Here is a 17161-nt window from a genome sequence, read left to right as displayed (position 1 = left end):
ACACCGGTGCGCGTCGTCCGGTCTGGACCGACGGGCGCCAGGGGTCGATGTCGCGCAGTTGTCTTGCGGGGACAAATACCGATCGAAACTGTGTCGTCCCGGGATATGGCCTGCGTCACACGGCGCTTCGTACCGTGGGTGCGCCCACCGTCGTCACATGATCCGGAGAACCGATGCACCTGCCCGACATCCCCGGCCGCCGCGCCATGCAGGACCCCGATGCGGCGATCGTCGCCGACGACACGACCGTCTACACCGCGGCCACGTTCGACGCGGCCGTGGTCCGGGCTGCACGCGTGTTGGCCGCCGCCGGTCTCACGCGGGGGACCGTGGTGGCGGTCGTGGTGCCGAACACCGCGGATCTGGTGGTGGCGTTGTTCGCGGCGTGGCGACTGGGGGCCGCGGCCACGCCGGTGAACCCCGCCCTGGGCAGACACGAGATCGCCTACCAGCTGGGCGACTGCGCAGCGCGGGTGGTCGTCACCATCCCGGAGCTGACGGCCGCGATACCGGAGGGCTTCCGGGTCGTGACCGACCTGCATGCCGCTGCCGACGCCGGCGATCCCCCGGTGGGTTCCGACGTCCTGGCCGAACCCGACGACCTCGCATTGCTCATCTACACCAGTGGGACCACGGGGAAACCCAAGGGCGTGATGCTCGATCACGCGAATCTGAGCGCGATGGTCTCGTCCAGCATCGCCGAGATGTCGATGGACTCCACCGCCCACAGCCTGCTGATCCTGCCGCTGTTCCACGTGAACGGCATCGTCGCCGGTGTGATGTCCGCGCTCGCGGCAGGGGGCCGGACCACGATCGCCGGGCGTTTCGACCCGCGGACTCTGTTCGACCGTGTCGAGGCGGCGCGGCCCACCTTCTTCTCGGCTGTGCCCGCGATCTACGCGATGCTCGTCGACCTGCCGGAGACGGTCACCCCGGACACCTCGTCGCTGCGGTACGTCATCTGTGGCGCCGCGCCGGCGAGCGCGGAGGTGTTGCGGCGCTTCGAGAGCCGCTATGGCGTCCCGGTGATCGAGGGCTACGGGCTGTCGGAGGGGACGTGCGCGTCGACGCTGAACCCCGTCGACGGTCCGCGCAAGCCGGGCACCGTCGGACGTGCCATGCCCGGTCAGACGGTCCGCATCGTCGACGCCGACGGGGAGACGATCACCGACGGACGGCCCGGCGAGGTGCTCATCCAGGGACCGAACGTCATGCGCGGCTACCTCGGACGCCCCGAGGAGACCGCCAAGACCCTCGTCGACGGATGGTTGCACACCGGTGACGTCGGGTTCCTCGACGACGAGGGGTATCTCACCCTCGTCGACCGCTCGAAGGACATGATCATCCGCAACGGCGAGAACATCTATCCCCGCGAGATCGAGTCCGTCGTGTACCTGCTCGACGGTGTTCGCGAGGCCGCGGTGGTCGGCCGTCCGCATCCGACGCGCGGCGAGGAACCGGTCCTGTTCGTCTCGCTCAACCGCGACGCGTCGCTCACCGAGGACGCGATCGACGCACACATCGCCGAGCACCTCGCCCGATACAAGCGCCCGGTGACGATCACGGTCGTGGACGACATCCCCAAGAACCCCGTCGGCAAGATCGACAAACCATCGTTGCGACGCCAGGTCGCCCCCGTCGCCTGATCCCGTACTCCATCCGCACCCACCGAGAAAGTTCTGCCATGGGCCTGCTCTCACCCACCCTTCCCGACGTCGACCTCGCCGAGTGGCGTCGTCGTCCCCATCTCGACCGCATCAAGCTGCAGGTACAGCACTGGGGAGAACAGGGTTTCGGCACACCCGCCGGTGCCTACCTGTTCTACGTCGTGAAGATGGTTGCCTACCTGGTGATCCCGCTGGCCATCATCATCGCGACCACCCCCGGCATCGGAGGGTGGGGACAGATCGGGGAGTGGTGGACCGAGCCGATCGTCTACCAGAAGTTCGTCATGTTCACCGTGTTGTTCGAGGTGCTCGGGTTCGGCTGTGGCTCCGGCCCGTTGACGATGCGGTTCTTCCCGCCGGTGGGTGGGTTCACCTACTGGTTGCGGCCCGGGACGATCCGGCTCGCACCCTGGCCGACCAAGGTGCCCTTCACCGGGGGTGACACCCGAACGGTCGTCGACGTGGCTCTCTACGCCGGTCTGCTGGTGACCCTGGGCTGGTCGCTGGCGTCCGACGGCGTCAGCGGGGGGCCGGGGGGTGCCGGGATCATGAACTGGGCGTTCCCGCTCGCCACGGTCGTCCTGCTCGCCGTCGTGGGTCTGCGGGACAAGGCGATCTTCCTCGCGGCGCGCTCCGATCAGTACTTCCTGATGGCCGTCGCGTTCCTGTTCCCGTTCGTCGACATGATCATCGCGCTGAAGCTGATCATGGTCGCCGTCTGGTGGGGTGCTGCGACGTCGAAGATCAACCACCACTTCCCGTTCGTGGTCGCGGTGATGATCTCCAACAGCCCGCTCATCCGCAGCACGCGCCTCAAGCGCACGCTCTACCGAGATTTCCCCGAGGACATGCGGCCCTCCACCTTCGCGAAGTTCACCGCGCACCAGGGGACCGTCGTCGAGTTCGTGTTGCCTGCGATCCTGTTGTTCTCGACGAACACCGTTCTGACGACCGTGGTGCTGATCGGGTTCACGATCTTCCACCTGTTCATCATCTCGACGTTCCCCGCCGGTGTCCCGCTCGAGTGGAACGTCTTCGTGATCCTCGGCTCGTGGTTCCTGTTCGGGCACTACACGAATGCGGACTACGCCGTGTGGGATGCGACGACCGCCTGGCCGTTCGTCGTCGCGGCCCTCCTCGTCGCCGGCATCGTGGTCGGGGGCTTCCGACCGCAGTGGGTGTCGTTCCTCGTCGGCATGCGGTACTACGCGGGCAACTGGGCCACCGACACCTGGATCCTCAGGCCCGGCCTTGAGGAGCGGATGAACGAGGAGATCATCACGTCTGCGCCGATGACCAAGATGCAGCTGCTGAAGCTGTACGACGAGGACACCAGCGAGTTCATGATGCAGAAGTTCTCGGCGTGGCGGGCGATGCACAGTCATGGACGCGCGCACATGGGCCTCATCTCCCGTGCCGTCGCGAACCGTGAGGACCACGTCATCCGCGAGGGCGAGTTCATGGCCGGTGGCCTCCTGGGGTGGAACTTCGGTGAGGGACATCTGCACAACGAGCAGCTCCTCGCGGCTGTGCACAATCGGCTCCACCTGGCCCCGGGCGATCTGATGGCCGTGATGATCGAGGGGCAGCCGTTCCACCGCGGAACACAGAGCTACCGCATCGTCGACGCCGCAGCGGGTCTCATCGAGGAGGGCACCGTGTCCGTGTCGGACACCATCGCCCGACAGCCGTGGCTCGACGAGAGCGGGGACATCCCCGTCACGGTGACGCGTCGGGCGACGTCCGTGAGCGCGAACGGTACCCGTCGCTCGGATCCCGGCACGGTCGGCAACCGGTGACCACCGCGACGGTCGTCGGCTCCGGGCCCAACGGGCTCGCCGCCGCGGTCACCCTGGCCCGAGCAGGCGTGTCGGTCACCGTCCTCGAGATGGCCGACCGGATCGGGGGCGGTACCCGTACATCGGAACTCACGGTCCCCGGCGTGCTGCACGACGACTGCTCGGCGGTACACCCGATGGGCGTGGCATCGGCGTTCTTCCGTTCGGCGGGCCTGGATCGGTACGGGTTGCGATGGCTCAGGGCGCCCATCGACGTCGTCCATCCGCTCGACGGGGGCCGGGCCGGGGTCCTGCAGACCTCGCTGTCCGACACCGTCGAGGGTCTCGGTGCGGACGGCGCCCGGTGGCGGCGCGTGTTCGGGCCGTTGGTGCGGACGTTCGAGGACCTCGCCGACGAGTTCTTCCAGCCGATCACGCACATACCGCGACATCTGGTGCCGATGGCGAGATTCGGGCCGACGGCGCTGTCGCCGGCGACGCTGACCGCGTCGCGGTTGCAGACCCCCGAGGCCAGAGCCCTCTTCGGGGGTGTTGCCGCGCATGCGGTCTACCCACTGAGCCGACCGACGACGTCGGCGATCGGCGCGATGATGATCGCGGCGGGTCACAACCACGGGTGGCCGGTCGCCGAAGGTGGCTCCGAGGCGATCACCACCGCGATGGCGAAGCTGTTGGCCGAGCTCGGTGGCACCGTGCACACGGGCGTCGAGGTCACCCATCTCGACGAGGTGACGTCGGACATCGTCATGATGGACCTCTCACCGACCGCCGTCGTCGACCTCGCCGGCCACCGGCTGCCCGCGCGCGTTGCCAAGGCCTATCGCAGATACCGATACGGCCCTGCCGCGTTCAAACTCGACATCGCCGTCGACGATCACATCCCGTGGACCAACGAGGCGGCGCGGTACGCCGGGACCGTGCATGTCTGTGGGTCGTTCGAGGAGATCGTCGCCGCGGAACGCGACGTCCACCGGGGCGTCATGCCGCAGCGTCCGTATGTGCTGCTCGCGCAGCAGTATCTGGCGGATCCGTCACGGTCGGCGGGATCGATCCACCCGATCTGGGCGTACGCCCACACGCCTCACGGCTACACCGGGGACGCGACCGGGCTCATCCTCGACCAGATCGAACGCTTCGCCCCCGGCTTCCGGGAGCGAATCGCCGCGATCCACTCCCGCAGCCCGCGCGAGATGCCCTCGTACAACCCGAACTACGTCGGCGGTGACATCATCACCGGCCTCAACTCGCCCCGCCAGGTCCTCATGCGACCGCGCGTGGCGTTCGACCCGTACGCCACCGGCATCGACGGGGTCTACATCTGTTCGGCCGCAACGCCTCCCGGAGGGGGAGTGCACGGGATGAACGGTCACAACGCGGCGCTCAGCGCGCTTCGGCACGTGGCGAGATGACCACAAGTCGGCTCTGTCGGCGACCGTCAGTTCTTGAAGGGGTTGAACGTCCTGCCCAGCACGTAGCCGAGCCGCGTGGGGATCGGCTTCGCTCCCGCGGCCGTGAGCTTGTTGACGGTCCCGGGGACGCACACCGCTTTCCCGGCCTCGACGGCGTCCCATCCCTCGCGGACCACGTCCTCGGCCGACTGCCAGAGGATCCCGGGCAGCTTCGTCGACGCGGCGTCACGGGTGCCCATGACGTCGTGGAACTCGCTGTGGGTGAACCCCGGGCACAGCGCGGTGACGTTCACTCCATGTGGCTTGAGCTCCATGTCCAGGGCCTGCGAGAGATTGAGCACGTAGGACTTGATCGGGGTGTACAGCAGGCTGGCCGCCGGGGGCAGGAGTGCGGCCAGCGACGAGAGGTTGACGATCCGGCCGTACCGGCGCTCCTTCATCCCCGGGATCACGAGGTGGGCCAGTTCCGTCACCGCGGTGACCATCACCTGGATCTCGCGGGCCAGGTCCTCGAACGGGGTGTCCGCGAAAGCGCCGTTGCCGGAGAAGCCGGCGTTGTTGATCAGGATGTCGATGTCGATGCCCTGCGACGTGCACTGATCGACGATGCTTCGCGGCCCCGCATTGTCGTTCAGATCTGCGGCGATCACCGTCGCGGTGACGCCGTACCCGCGGCGGAGCTCTTCGGCGAGGGCGACCAACCGGTCCTCGCGACGGGCCACCAGGACGACGTTGTTGCCCTGAGCAGCCAGGTGCCGCGCGAACGCGGCGCCGATCCCGGCCGAGGCACCCGTGACCAGCGCGGTCCGCGACGTGGTCGGAACAGACATGACTGTGTTCTCCCTCTACGGACTGCACTGCGGACCACGCCACGCTAGCAGCGTCTTGAGGGGCAATCAAGAACGGTGTCGAGCCCTGTCGGTGCGCGGTCAGCCTCATCCGGTCGGTCACCCGAGGACGTCGAGCGTCGCGCGGACGATGCTGTCGGCGTCGATCTCGTGGTGCCGGTACGTGTCGTCGAGAGATCCGGCCTGGCCGAACGAGGTGACGCCGAGCGCCCGCAGCGGCACCGAGTTGATGGTCGCGAGGAACGCCAGCGTGTGTGGGTGGCCGTCGAGGATGGTCACCATCGGCGCGGCGCGGTCCGCCGGGAACACGCTGTCGAGGATCCAGGTCGGCGCGTCCTGTCTGCCGGCGCGGGCCTGGGTCGCATCGAAGAGCAGTCCCGGACTGGTGACGCAGACGACGTCGGCGTCGATGTCCATGTCCCGTAGGCGTTCCGCGGCGCGGATCGCCTCGGTCGCCATCGCGCCCATCGTGACGATGGTCGCGGCCGGCGTGATCTCCGCGGTACGCAGGGGATACGCGCCGGCCACCACCTGGCGTCTCCGCCGCTCCCGCGCAGCGGGGTCGGACGGGACCTCGGCCAGGCCCTGCTCGACGGGACGGGTGGACAGTCGCAGGTAGGCGGAGCGGCCGTCGGGTCGGCCGAGGTGGGCCAGGGAGTCGAGCAGGACCCACTGAACCTCGATGGCGAACGCGGGCTCATAGGTGACGCAGCCGGGCTGCTCCAGACCGACCGAGGGCGTCGTGATCGACTGGTGCGCACCGCCTTCGGAGGCCAGCGTGACACCCGACGGTGTACCCACGAGGATCGACTGGCCGCCGGCGTAGACGCCGAACGACCACGGCTCCAGTGCGCGTTCGACGAACGGGTCGTAGAGGACACCGATCGGCAGCAACGGCTGACCCCACCGGCTCCACGTCGCGCCCAGTTCACCGAGGAGGCCGACGAGGTTCGTCTCGGCGATGCCGAGTTCCATGTGCTGGCCGGTGGGTCGCTCACGCCAGTGCATGATCGTCTCGGCGTCGTCGGCGAACCAGTTGTGTCGTTCGGCCGGGGACCACACGCCGACCTTGTTCAACCACCCGGCGAGATTCGTCGTCGAGCTGACGTCGGGGCTGACGGTCACCACCCGGTCGGCGATCTCCGGCGCCTCACGGGAGAGGTCCAACAGGACCCGACCGAGTGCGGCCTGGGTGGTGGACGTCGCGGAGGGAGTGCGGTCGACGTCGCGCGGCACCGAGAGTCGGGGCAGCGGTGGGACCGGGTCGCGTCGGAGTCGCGCCGAGACCTGTTCGCAGAGCTGTCCCTCCGGGGACTCCGACGGGAACCGTCGCCAGGGGTTCCGGGCGTCCTCGCCGAGCGTGACGGCGAGGTCGTCGAACTGCTCCACGCTGAGCAGCGACGAGTGGTTCTGCGGGTGGCCCTGGATCGGAAGGCCGAACCCCTTCACGGTGTAGGCGATGACGACCGTCGGCCGTGTGTCGTCGATCTGGGCGTAGGCGGCCTGCAACGCCCCGATGTCGTGCCCGCCGAGGTTCGCCACGGCCGCCAGCAGCGTCGAGTCGTCGAGATCGCCGATGACACCGGTGATGGCGTCGGCGTCGGGTCCGACTCCGGGCAGACGGGTACGCACCTCCTCGGCCGAGCACCGCAGGAGTCGTTGGTATTCGGGGTTGGGCATCTCGACGATGCGACGACGCAGTGCGTCGCCTCCGGGACGGGCGAACAGGCTCTCCAGGATGCGTCCGAACGAGACGGTGATGACCTGCCAGCCGGCGGCGGTGAACATCTGCTCGAGCCGGCGGGCGGCGATGTTCGGGACCACCCGGTCAAGCGACTGGCGGTTCAGGTCGACGATCCAGACGATCTCCCCGAGGTCGGCGACGCTGGGGTCGAGCACGGCCTCCCAGATCGCGCCCTCGTCGAGTTCCGCGTCACCGACGAGCGAGTACTGCCGACCCGTCCCCGTGCTGCCGAACGTCGTGTCGACGTAGCGGCGCGCGATCGCCCCCCAGATCGGTGCGGTCGCGCCGATGCCGACCGATCCCGTGGAGTAGTCGACGGGGTCGGGGTCCTTCGACCGGCTCGGATACGACTGGAGGCCGCCGTACTCCCGCAGCGTCGTGAGCCACCGCTCGTCGAGTTCTCCCAGAAGGTGGTTGATGGCGTGCAGGACCGGTGAGGCATGGGGTTTGACCGAGACCCGGTCACCGGCACCCAGCTGACCGAACCACAGCGACGTCATGATGTGGACCATCGACGCACTCGAGGCCTGATGGCCACCGACCTTCAGCCCGCTCGGGTTGGGGCGAACCCGGTTGGCATGGTGGATGATCGCCGTCGAGGTCCACAGGACACGGCGGGCGATCGTGTCGAGCGTGCGGATGTCCGGTGAGGCCGGAGCGATCTCGGGGACGTCGATGCTCATTCGGTGCTCCTGGAGGTGCGGGCGTCGGCGGTCGCGGCACGGGCTGGGACGAGCTGCGCCCACCCCTGAGCGAGGAAGGCGTGCAGCGCGTCGGCGGACTGGTCGGCGGGACGGTCGTCGTGCCAGACGATGTGGCCGTCGCAGCGGACGATCACGGCGCCGCCGCGGGTCAGGCGGTACAGCTCGGCGGCCGACTCGGGCGCCACGCAGACCGCTCCGACGTCCACCGTCGTGACCTCGAGTGGACTGATCAGATCGGCGTCGAGGCGCTCGAGCCAGGCCACGGGGTCGGTGGTCACGACGGTCAGCACGACCGGTGATCGGTCGACCAGTTCGAGGATCGATCGACGGTCGTCGCCGACGTCGACGGGGACGTGCGGCAACCGGCCCCCGGCGACGACGGACGGGAAGTACTCGATCACCTCTTCCGGATCCGTCGATCCCGGCGGCGTGCCGTCGTCGGCGATGAGCGGACCACAGTAGCGATAGCCGAACTCCAGCCCCGTGGACACGAAATGGGGCGCCTGGTCGGGGATCGCGAGGGCGGCACGGTCGCGGATCCGTCGGGCGCGAGCCGTGTCTCGGCCCAGGATGGCCGTGCGGGCCAGGCCGGCACGGATGAGGTGATCCGAGGCCCGCGCCGCGAGGGCGTCGGGTACCCAGGTCAGCGGTGCCCGTCCCATCAGGGACGTGACGGTCTGCAGCGCCCGGTTGGTCGCGCCGAAGTGCTTCGTCACCGCGTCGAGGGTGAAGTGGTTGCGCACGCTGTGGTCGGCGAAGAGTTCCACCACCGGCCGGCGTTCGATCTCGTAGGTGTCGAGCAGGGCGTCGTCGGCGCGGTGGTTGAGCACCGCGTCGAGCTTCCACGCCAGGTTGTGGGCGTCCTGGACACCACTGTTGAGCCCGTACCCGCCGGTGTGCGGGAAGCGATGGGCGGCGTCACCGACGAGCAGGACGGGACCGCTTCGGAACGACGACGCGGTCTGCGACGTCATCGTCCACGTACCGGTCGACCGGATGTCGTAGGTGTTGTCGGCGCCCAGGACCCGAGGCAGGGCGTCGCGCCAGTACCGATCGGGGTCAGACGCGATCGGTTGGCCTGGATGGACATACGTGCCCATCAGGATGTAGTGGTCGTCGGCGTGGGCGATCAGGACCCCGGCGAAACCGGGTTGGTAGATCCACGTCAGCAGCGGGCGTTCGTGAGGGTGCAGGTCGGGGGAGCGGAAGAACGCACTCGCCATCCGTGCCAGCACCGGTCCCTGCATGGTGATGCCGAGCAGGTCCCGGACGACGCTGTTCGCACCGTCGGCTGCGATGACGAACGGTGCGGTGTCCGAGCCTGATCCGGTGCGGAGGGTCGCACCTGACCGGTCGGTCACGAGATCGGTGACGGCGACGCCGCGGTGGAACGAGACCAGCGGCTCGTCGTCGAGGTGCTGCCACAGCAGTGGCATCAGCAGGTGCTGACCCACGTGGGAGATGAGGAAGTCGCTGTGTGACCGCACCCTCGCGAGTTGCTCGGGTTCGGAGAGGAGGTCGATCTCGCCGAGCGGGGTCGCGCCGATCGTCGAACACCACCGGATGAGGTTGATCTCGGAGATGGGCGGGGACAGCGCGGCGATCTGCGCCGCGAGGTCGGGGTCGACCTCACGCCAGATCTCCAACGACCGCGCGTTGATCACGTGCGCTGCAGGATGTCCCAGTGGGTCACGCCGCCGATCCAGGACGGTCGACGGGATCCCGCGGGATGCGAGCAGAAGGGCCAGGGTCGACCCGGCGGCACCCGCTCCGCAGATCACCACCGGGGTGTGCGGTGGCGTGATCATCACAGCGTGCGGAAGGTGATGGCGCGCTTGTTGACACGCGGCCGTGTTCCGGGCCGGACTCCGGCGTAGCGGCCGGTCAGCGCGTGCGGCGGTTCGCCCGCGCGCAGACGTTCGAGGAGGTAGGCGGGGTCGATCGTCACGCCGATGGGGTTCTCGGCGAACTCCTCGCTGTCGAAGAACGCGGCGGTCTCCTCCGGGGTCGCGAAGTTCTCCACCTGGAACTCCAGACGTGTGCCGTCGGGGTCCTCGTAGTACAGGGAGGTGGTGGGGCCGTGGTTGATCGACCACACCGGGTCGATCCCGAGCGCGGTCAGACGCTCGTGGTTGAGCAGCAACCGCTCGAGGGAGCTGTAGGTGAACGCGAGGTGGTCGACGCCCACCACCTTGCGTCGGAACCGCGCGAGGGGGAAGAGCCGTCGGACGAGCCCGGGGATCTTCACCAGGGCGAGACGGTGACTCTCCTCGTCCCAGGTCAGAAAGGCGATCTGCGAGTCCTCGTGGACGACACGAGCGCCGAGGACCTTTCCGTACCAGTCGATCATCTCCGCGGCACGCGGGGTCTTGATGACGTAGTGCGCGAGGATCTCGGGCGCGAGTGCGGTGGTGCTGGGAGCCGGTGTGGTCATGCGGGAACGCCTTCCGGTGCGGTCGCGGCGACGATGGGTGTCCTCTGGGTTCCCAGGTCGAGAGCCCCGTCGGGTGTTCGGATCGAGGCGGTCACGGTGTCACCGGGCCGCAGGAACGGTCCGGACACGTTGCGGCGGATGAACGCCTTCCACATCACGTGCTCAGGGAGGAGCGCCGTGGCGAGGCGGCGCACCAGCGCCGGCGGTGATTTCGCGGCGGTGCCGTGCGGGGTCCCCGTGAGGACGACGTCCCCGGGCGACAGGTTGGAGAACGTGCTGAGTTCGGTCAACGACTCGGCGGGTCGGTAGACGACGTTCGAGGTGTTGTCGGTCTGGCGCAGCTCGCCGTTGACGCGCAACTCGAGGTCGAGGTCGTCCAGCAGCGGGTAGTCGTCCTCTTCCAACAGGACGAGCTCCGGTCCCAGTGGGCAGAAACCGCGGTAGCTCTTGCCTTTCAGGTACTGCCCCTGGGGCAGCTGCACATCGCGCGCCGACAGGTCGTTGCCGATCGTGACCGCGGCGACGTACCTGGGCAGATCGGCGTCGGTGATGGTCACGGGCCGGTCGATCGGGGCGCCGATCACCAATGCGAGTTCGATCTCGTGGTCGAGCAGGCGCACGTGGCGAGGTCGCTCGACGGGGTCGTAGGGACCCGTGACCGATGCATCGGTCTTGTCGAAGAACAGGTTGAAGGCGCGATTGTCGGGGTCCATCCCGGACTCGATGGCGTGCTGCCGGTAGTTCGCGCCCTGACACATCACGCGGCACGGGACGGTGATCGGCGACTGCACGTCGACCTCGGGCAGCGAATGGCTCGGGGCGCGGCGACGGGCGTCGTCGATGTCGGCTCGCCCGCTCTCGAGCAGCGCTCCGGTGGTCGGGTAGTCGTCGGAGAGTGCCGTGACGTCCGGGCCGTTCACGACCCCCCAGTGCGTCGCCCCGTCGTCGGTGTACCGGATGACCCGAATCGCCATGCGTCCTCCTCGATCGGATGCCTGTCGACGTCGACGCTACGGACACGTTGACTGCAAGTCAACGAATTGCGGTCAATCACTGGACGTAGAGTGCGTCGGATGGCGGAGGTGCTGTGATGTCGGCCGCGGAGCACGGCTGCGATACGACCCCACGCGCCCGTCGGAGGACGGCGACGCGCGGGCGACTCCTCTGGGCGGCCAGAGAACTGTTCGCGGAGAACGGCTTCGACGACACGACGGTCGCCGCCATCGCGCGGCGGGCGGGGACGGCGCATGGACTGCTGTTCCACCACTTCGGCTCCAAGCACGGTCTGTACCGGGCGGTGCTCGACGAGGTCGTCGCGGAGATGGATGCCGCGTTCCTCGCAGGGGCGGGCGCTGCACCGGAGGACGTCATCCGCGGTGGACTGCGCGGGCACCTCCGCTACGGGGCCGAGAACCCCACGCTCGCGCTGCAGCTGGTCGCCGGCAGCAGATCAGCGGACACCGACGTCCGCGAGTCGTCGCAGGCCGGTCGTGACCGCGTCGTCGGTGTCCTGTCCTCACGCCTCGGCGTGGAGGTCGACAACCCGACCGTCGTGCTGGTCGCGCGCACGTTCGCCGCCGTCGACGAGGCGTCGGTGCAGTGGGTGCTCGGTGAACAGTCGCTTCCCCTCGACACCCTCGTCGAGTGGCTGATCGAGTCCGCGGCAGCCGCCATGCGCGCAGCGCGCCTGCTGGATCCGAAGCTCGACGTCGATGGGGTCCTCGCGGTGCTCCGCCCACGACCCTGAGACCCGTGTCGGACGTGCGTGACCCGGATCAGCCGTCGAGCGTGCGGAGCGCACCGTCGAGGTCGAACGTCTCGTCGAGGACCGACGCGGTGCCCAGACACGCGACGATCAGGGCCTCCATCCACGCCAGGAGCCGGTTCGCGTCGACCGTGTCGGTGTCGTCGAGCCACTGCACCACGGCCTCGTCGATGGCGCCGACGGCCGCACGACCCACGACGCGCAGCGCCGGGTTGGTGGTCTCCAGCCCGAGGAGCCCGGCGAACGCCTCGAGGGCCTGCCATCTGCCCGCCTCGTAGATCTCCCAGGCCTCGGCGTCCACACCGCGGCCACCGAGCACGAGTCGCAATGCGAGGCCGCGATGTTGGTGAAGATAGGCCAGGTGTTGTCCGAGCGCACCACGGATCATCTCCCGTGGGGTCGCCCCGGGCTCGAAGGTGAACGCGGCGTTGAGCTGTTCGGCGGTGGCTCGGACCGCGGCGAGGTAGATGCCGCGCTTGTTGCCGAAGTAGTGGAAGAGAAGGCCGTGCGCGACTTTCGCGCGGGCCGCGATCTCCGCCACCGCGACCTGCTCGTAGTCGGTGTCGGAGAAGACCTCGATGGCGACGTCGATCAGGCGGGCCCTGGTCTCGGCCGCCTGCGCTGCCCGCTTCGTGGGTTTGCGCGAAGGGCTCGGCACGGCGCGCTCCTCACTGATGACTGATCGGTGCGATCCTATCGCCGCGTCCGTCCGGGACCACCGGCCACGTCAGAGCTCCATCGGGGCGACGCCGGGGGACACGAACCGGTGCACCTCCTCCACGAACCGGCGTGGGCGTTCGATGTGGGGCCAGTGGCCGGTGTGGTCGAATCGGACCTCGTCGGCAGTGGGGACTCTCGAGAGGAACAGCGCGACGTCGTCTCGAGGCGAGAGAGCATCCTCCGCACCACGCAGGATCCGCGTCGGGCACCGTACCTTCTCCAGCTCACGGCCGGGATCGCCGGTCACCGTCGACGCCAGGACCGGAAAGGTCGCGGGCGCACCCAGATCCTGCATGGTGGCGCGGACGACGTCGGGGTCGAGGAGGTCGGGCCGAGCGACGAAAGCGCCCAGCGCAACTCGGCGCAGGCGCACTGATCCGGCGATGAGGGAGGCGACAGGCTGGGGGAGTGGCAGACCCACCACCGCGGACTCGGCCACCAGTGTCGCCACGGCCCGAGGGTTGCGGCGGAACGTCTCGACCGGCTGTCGGATGAGGTGCACCAGCGACAGGATCGGCCCGCCGGTGATGATCAGGCTTCCCAACCGGTCCGGGTGTCGCACCGCCACCCGCGTGGCCACCATCGATCCCATCGAGTGGCCCAGGACGACGGGCGCCTCGACATCGAGCGCGTCGCACACGTCGACGACCGCATCTGCGAGCCGGTCGACGGTGACGTGGTACCGCGAGAACGACGACCCGCCGAATCCCGGGAGGTCCACCGCCAGGATCCGATACCGCTGCGACAGGGCCGGAAAGAGGTGGACGAACCATTTCCAGCTCGCCGAGATGCCATGTAGGAGAACGATCGTCGGACCGTTCTCGTGGGGTACGTCGACACACCTCACCCGCGCCGTCCTGGTCGTGACGGTACGGACCGACGCGATCCAGTCGCCCGTCGACACGGCCCCGGTCAGGGTTTCGCCATAGCCGTCCCACACGTCGCCGGCCCGGGGTCCATCGCCGCGAATCATCCGATCACCGGCAACCGTTCTGCCGTGAGGGCTGTGAGTTCCACTGCCATCGCAGAGTGGACACGCTCTGCGTAGTCGGCGACCGACTCGCCGGGTTCGTGTCGCATCGGCGGGAGGATGGTCGTCGTCAACTTCGTCGGGAGCGGGAGGTAGGGCAGCAGCCCCACCAGGCCGGCGTTGATGCCCCACGGCAGTGACACCGTGAGGGCGAAGGTCTTCACCCGCAGAAGGCGGTCGAGTCGGGCGAGGCGGGCGAGTCGTCGGCCGGCGCCCAACACGAGGAGGGACTCGCCCGCACCGGCGGTGACGACCGGCACGATCGGTACGTCGGCGTCCATCGCGAGCCTCGCGAATCCCGTCCGGCCGACGAAGAGGACCTTGTTCCGATCGGTCCACGATTTGAACCCGTCGATGTCGCCGCCGGGGAACACCAGCGCGTGCTTGCCCGATCGCAGGGCGCGCAGTCCGGAGCCGTGGTTCGCGGGGACGGAACCGAGCCTCTCGAGGAGCGGCCCGACGCCGAGTGTCCACGCGATCTGATGGGTGAGGACCGCGACGTCGCGAGGATCGTCGAGCTGGTCGTAGGCCGACGCGAAGGCGAGCACGTTGAGGTCGAACACGCCGCCGAAGCCGTGGTTGGCGACGAACAGCACGGGTCCGTCGGGCATGGGCGCCCGCTGCTCGGCGGTGATCCGGTGGTAGAGCCGACCGACCGCGATCGTCGCGTCGAGCACCTTCCGCGCGCCCTCGTCCATCGCGAGCTGTCGTCTTCCTGCTCAGCTCAGGCCGTAGGAACGGGCCATGACCGACTCGATGACCCGGCGGGGGAGCAGGCGGCGCGCGGCGAAGACCAGAGGCGCTCGGCTGCCGACCGCGTAGAGGGGCTCCGGTCGCCGTGCGGTGGCGGCTCGCAGGATGGTCTGCGCGACGCGATCGGCGGAGATCCCCTGCGATTCCTTGGTGTCCAGGGCGGCCACGGTGGTCGTGAACGCCCGCCGGTACGGCGAGTCGTCGGCGATGTACTTGGTGCGACGATCGGACAGGCCCGTGTCGATCGAGCCGGGTTCGACGGTGGTGAGGTGAACCCCGAACGGCGCCAGCTCCAGTCGGGCGGCTGTCGCGAAACCCTTCAGGGCGGCCTTGCTCGCCACGTACGACGATCGGAACGCTAGCGGGAAGCTGGCGAGCATCGAGCCGACGAACACCACCCGCCCCTCCCCGCGCGCACGCATCGACGGGAGGAGCAGTTGGGTCAACTCGATGTGCCCGAGCACGTTCAGCCGGAAGAGCCGCTCGAGCGCGTCGGCGGGCAGCTCCTCCAGCGGGCCACACTGGCTCTCGCCGGCGTTGTTCACCAGGACGTCCACCTCGAGGTCGGACACTGCCGCCGCGAACGACCTGATCGATTCCGACGACGCGAGATCCAGGTCGCGGTACTCGACTCCGGGCAGAGGGTCCGCGACCGAACGGCTGTCGCGGCTGGTCCCGATGACCCTGAAGTCGGCGGCGGTCAGCGCTGCGGCTGTCGCCCTGCCGATCCCGGACGATGCGCCGGTGACAACTGCGGTTCGCACGGGGACCTCACTGATCGACGACATTGTCGGAGCGACCTCCCGCCCCTGGGCCATCACCTTAGCAGTCGTTGACTTCCGGTCAACCGAGTCGGGTCGGCTCAGCCGTGGAGGCGAACCGGATACGACGAGTACCCGTGCAACACACGGGTGTTGCGGCGGACCGGTTCTCCGGCTCGGACGATGTCGGGATACCGCTCGAAGAGGGTCTGCAGACCGACCTCGGTCTCGGCGCGCGCCAAGGCTGCCCCGAGGCAGAAGTGTCGACCCCCGGAGAAGGAGTGGTGCTTGTTCGCGTTCTCGCGCGTGACGTCGAAGCGGTCCGGGTCGGTGAACACGGCCGGGTCGCGGTTGGCTCCGGCCAGCACGAGCAGGATGAGCCGGTCGGCCGGTAGGGTCCTCCCGCCGACCTCGGTCGGTCGCACGGCCGACCGGGCCGTCATCTGTACCGGTGCTCGGAGGCGGAGCATCTCGTCGGCGGCATTGGCCCAGAGATCGCGCTGCGCGGTGAGGATCTCGAGCTGGTCCCGGTGTGTCGTCAACAGGTCGATGCCGCTGCCGAGGATGTTCACCGTGGTCTCGAACCCCGCGGCGAGGACGAGCCCGGCCGTCGCCAGCAGTTCTTCCTCGGTGAGTGCGACCCCCTCGTCGCGGGCGGCGATGAGCTGGCTCATGAGGTCGTCGCCGGGCGTGTCCCGCAGCCGCGCGAGGTGGTCGCGAAGCCATTCGACGAACTTGGTCAGCCCGTCCTCGACGCGGCGGTGTTCCGACCACGACAGGCCGAGATCCAGGCTGGGGGCGGCGAGTTCGCCGAAATGGAGGACCAGGTCGCGCTCGTCCTCCGGGACACCGAGGATGTCACCGATCACCGCCACCGGGAGTCGTGCGCAGTACCGGTCGATGATGTCGACGACGCCTGTCTCGCCGTCGAGGTCGTCGAGGAGCCGGTGCGCGGTCTGCTCGACGTTGTCCCGCATCGCGGTGACCGCCCGCGCGGTGAACACCGACGACACCAGCCTCCGATAGGTCGTGTGCGACGGGGGTTCCGTGGCCAGCAGCGACGGTGGCCGCAAAGGATGCAGGCCGTCCGACCGCGTCCGCCGCACGATGGCGTCGATGATCTTCGGCCCCTGCGGACCCGATCCGGTGGTACGGAAATCGTCGGAGCGCAACACGTCTCGCACCACGCCGTGATCGACGGTGACATCGGCCAACCTGCCCCGGGCAACCGGTCCGCGTGCGCGGATCTCGCGGTGTACCGGGCCCGGGTCGACACGGACCTGCGGGTCGCTGATCAGACGGGCCTGCAGGTCGCCCACCCGCGCACCGAGTGGCGCGACGGCTCGCACGAGACCGTGTGTGGCCATCCAGTGGGTACGTCTGCGAGCGGACTCCAGGGCAAACGACATCGGCTGCCTCCTCCGGGTGTGATCACCCTCTGACCCGGCTGTGGCTCCCCGCCGTCAGAGGCTGTCTGGTGGGCCACCGCGAGGGTAGCAGTATTTGACAGTGATTCAGTAGGGGTCG

General features: G+C 68.8%; 14 protein-coding genes. 4 read left to right on the top strand and 10 right to left on the bottom strand.

The features are described 5' to 3' along the window. Positions 1-173: 173 nt before the first annotated feature. The 3 genes from LX12_RS19115 to LX12_RS19105 are packed head-to-tail and all read left to right on the top strand — an operon-like array spanning position 174 to position 4875. Positions 174-1646: a class I adenylate-forming enzyme family protein gene (locus tag LX12_RS19115; protein WP_253656179.1), complete on the top strand. Its 1473-nt coding sequence runs from the start codon at positions 174-176 to the stop codon at positions 1644-1646. 38 nt (positions 1647-1684) lie between these two features. After that, positions 1685-3466: a DUF3556 domain-containing protein gene (locus LX12_RS19110; protein WP_253656178.1), complete on the top strand. Its 1782-nt coding sequence runs from the start codon at positions 1685-1687 to the stop codon at positions 3464-3466. Then, complete coding sequence (locus LX12_RS19105) at positions 3463-4875, top strand: phytoene desaturase family protein (protein WP_253656177.1); 1413 nt, start codon at positions 3463-3465, stop codon at positions 4873-4875. Before LX12_RS19110 ends, LX12_RS19105 begins: the two co-directional genes overlap by 4 nt. Before the next feature lie 26 nt (positions 4876-4901). Here the strand turns inward: LX12_RS19105 and LX12_RS19100 are convergent, their stop codons facing one another. The 5 genes from LX12_RS19100 to LX12_RS19080 all read right to left on the bottom strand — a co-directional run bounded on the left by LX12_RS19100 (position 4902) and on the right by LX12_RS19080 (position 11579). Further along, positions 4902-5705 carry an SDR family NAD(P)-dependent oxidoreductase gene (locus LX12_RS19100; protein WP_253656176.1) on the bottom strand — a complete coding sequence of 268 codons (804 nt, stop codon included), beginning with the start codon at positions 5703-5705 and terminating at the stop codon, positions 4902-4904. Positions 5706-5822: 117 nt separating this feature from the next. Beyond that, on the bottom strand, positions 5823-8150 hold the full coding sequence (locus LX12_RS19095; protein WP_253656175.1) for a thiamine pyrophosphate-binding protein: 2328 nt from the start codon (positions 8148-8150) through the stop codon (positions 5823-5825). After that, complete coding sequence (locus LX12_RS19090; protein WP_253656174.1) at positions 8147-9979, bottom strand: FAD-dependent monooxygenase; 1833 nt, start codon at positions 9977-9979, stop codon at positions 8147-8149. Before LX12_RS19090 ends, LX12_RS19095 begins: the two co-directional genes overlap by 4 nt. Next, positions 9979-10605: a VOC family protein gene (locus tag LX12_RS19085; protein WP_253656173.1), complete on the bottom strand. Its 627-nt coding sequence runs from the start codon at positions 10603-10605 to the stop codon at positions 9979-9981. Before LX12_RS19085 ends, LX12_RS19090 begins: the two co-directional genes overlap by 1 nt. Continuing rightward, on the bottom strand, positions 10602-11579 hold the full coding sequence (locus tag LX12_RS19080) for a fumarylacetoacetate hydrolase family protein (RefSeq protein ID WP_253656172.1): 978 nt from the start codon (positions 11577-11579) through the stop codon (positions 10602-10604). Before LX12_RS19080 ends, LX12_RS19085 begins: the two co-directional genes overlap by 4 nt. Before the next feature lie 116 nt (positions 11580-11695). Between LX12_RS19080 and LX12_RS19075 the strand changes: the two genes are divergently transcribed. Further along, on the top strand, positions 11696-12352 hold the full coding sequence (locus LX12_RS19075) for a TetR/AcrR family transcriptional regulator (protein ID WP_253656171.1): 657 nt from the start codon (positions 11696-11698) through the stop codon (positions 12350-12352). Between the two features lie 28 nt (positions 12353-12380). Here the strand turns inward: LX12_RS19075 and LX12_RS19070 are convergent, their stop codons facing one another. The 5 genes from LX12_RS19070 to LX12_RS19050 all read right to left on the bottom strand — a co-directional run bounded on the left by LX12_RS19070 (position 12381) and on the right by LX12_RS19050 (position 17001). Next, complete coding sequence (locus LX12_RS19070; RefSeq protein ID WP_253656170.1) at positions 12381-13028, bottom strand: TetR/AcrR family transcriptional regulator; 648 nt, start codon at positions 13026-13028, stop codon at positions 12381-12383. 69 nt (positions 13029-13097) lie between these two features. Continuing rightward, positions 13098-14063, bottom strand: a complete 966-nt coding sequence (locus LX12_RS19065; protein ID WP_253656169.1) for an alpha/beta fold hydrolase — start codon at positions 14061-14063, stop codon at positions 13098-13100. Then, complete coding sequence (locus LX12_RS19060) at positions 14060-14818, bottom strand: 1-acyl-sn-glycerol-3-phosphate acyltransferase (RefSeq protein WP_253656168.1); 759 nt, start codon at positions 14816-14818, stop codon at positions 14060-14062. Before LX12_RS19060 ends, LX12_RS19065 begins: the two co-directional genes overlap by 4 nt. A 21-nt stretch (positions 14819-14839) precedes the next feature. After that, a complete protein-coding gene (locus LX12_RS19055; RefSeq protein WP_253656167.1) occupies positions 14840-15637 on the bottom strand; it encodes an SDR family oxidoreductase in 798 nt (265 codons plus the stop codon). Between the two features lie 98 nt (positions 15638-15735). Further along, a complete protein-coding gene (locus LX12_RS19050; protein ID WP_253656166.1) occupies positions 15736-17001 on the bottom strand; it encodes a cytochrome P450 in 1266 nt (421 codons plus the stop codon). Between the last annotated feature and the right edge of the window lie 160 nt (positions 17002-17161).

It is taken from the genome of Williamsia serinedens (genome assembly GCF_024171725.1).
GTDB classification, from domain to species: domain Bacteria; phylum Actinomycetota; class Actinomycetes; order Mycobacteriales; family Mycobacteriaceae; genus Williamsia_A; species Williamsia_A serinedens.
This window is presented reverse-complemented; position numbering and strand designations above follow the sequence as displayed.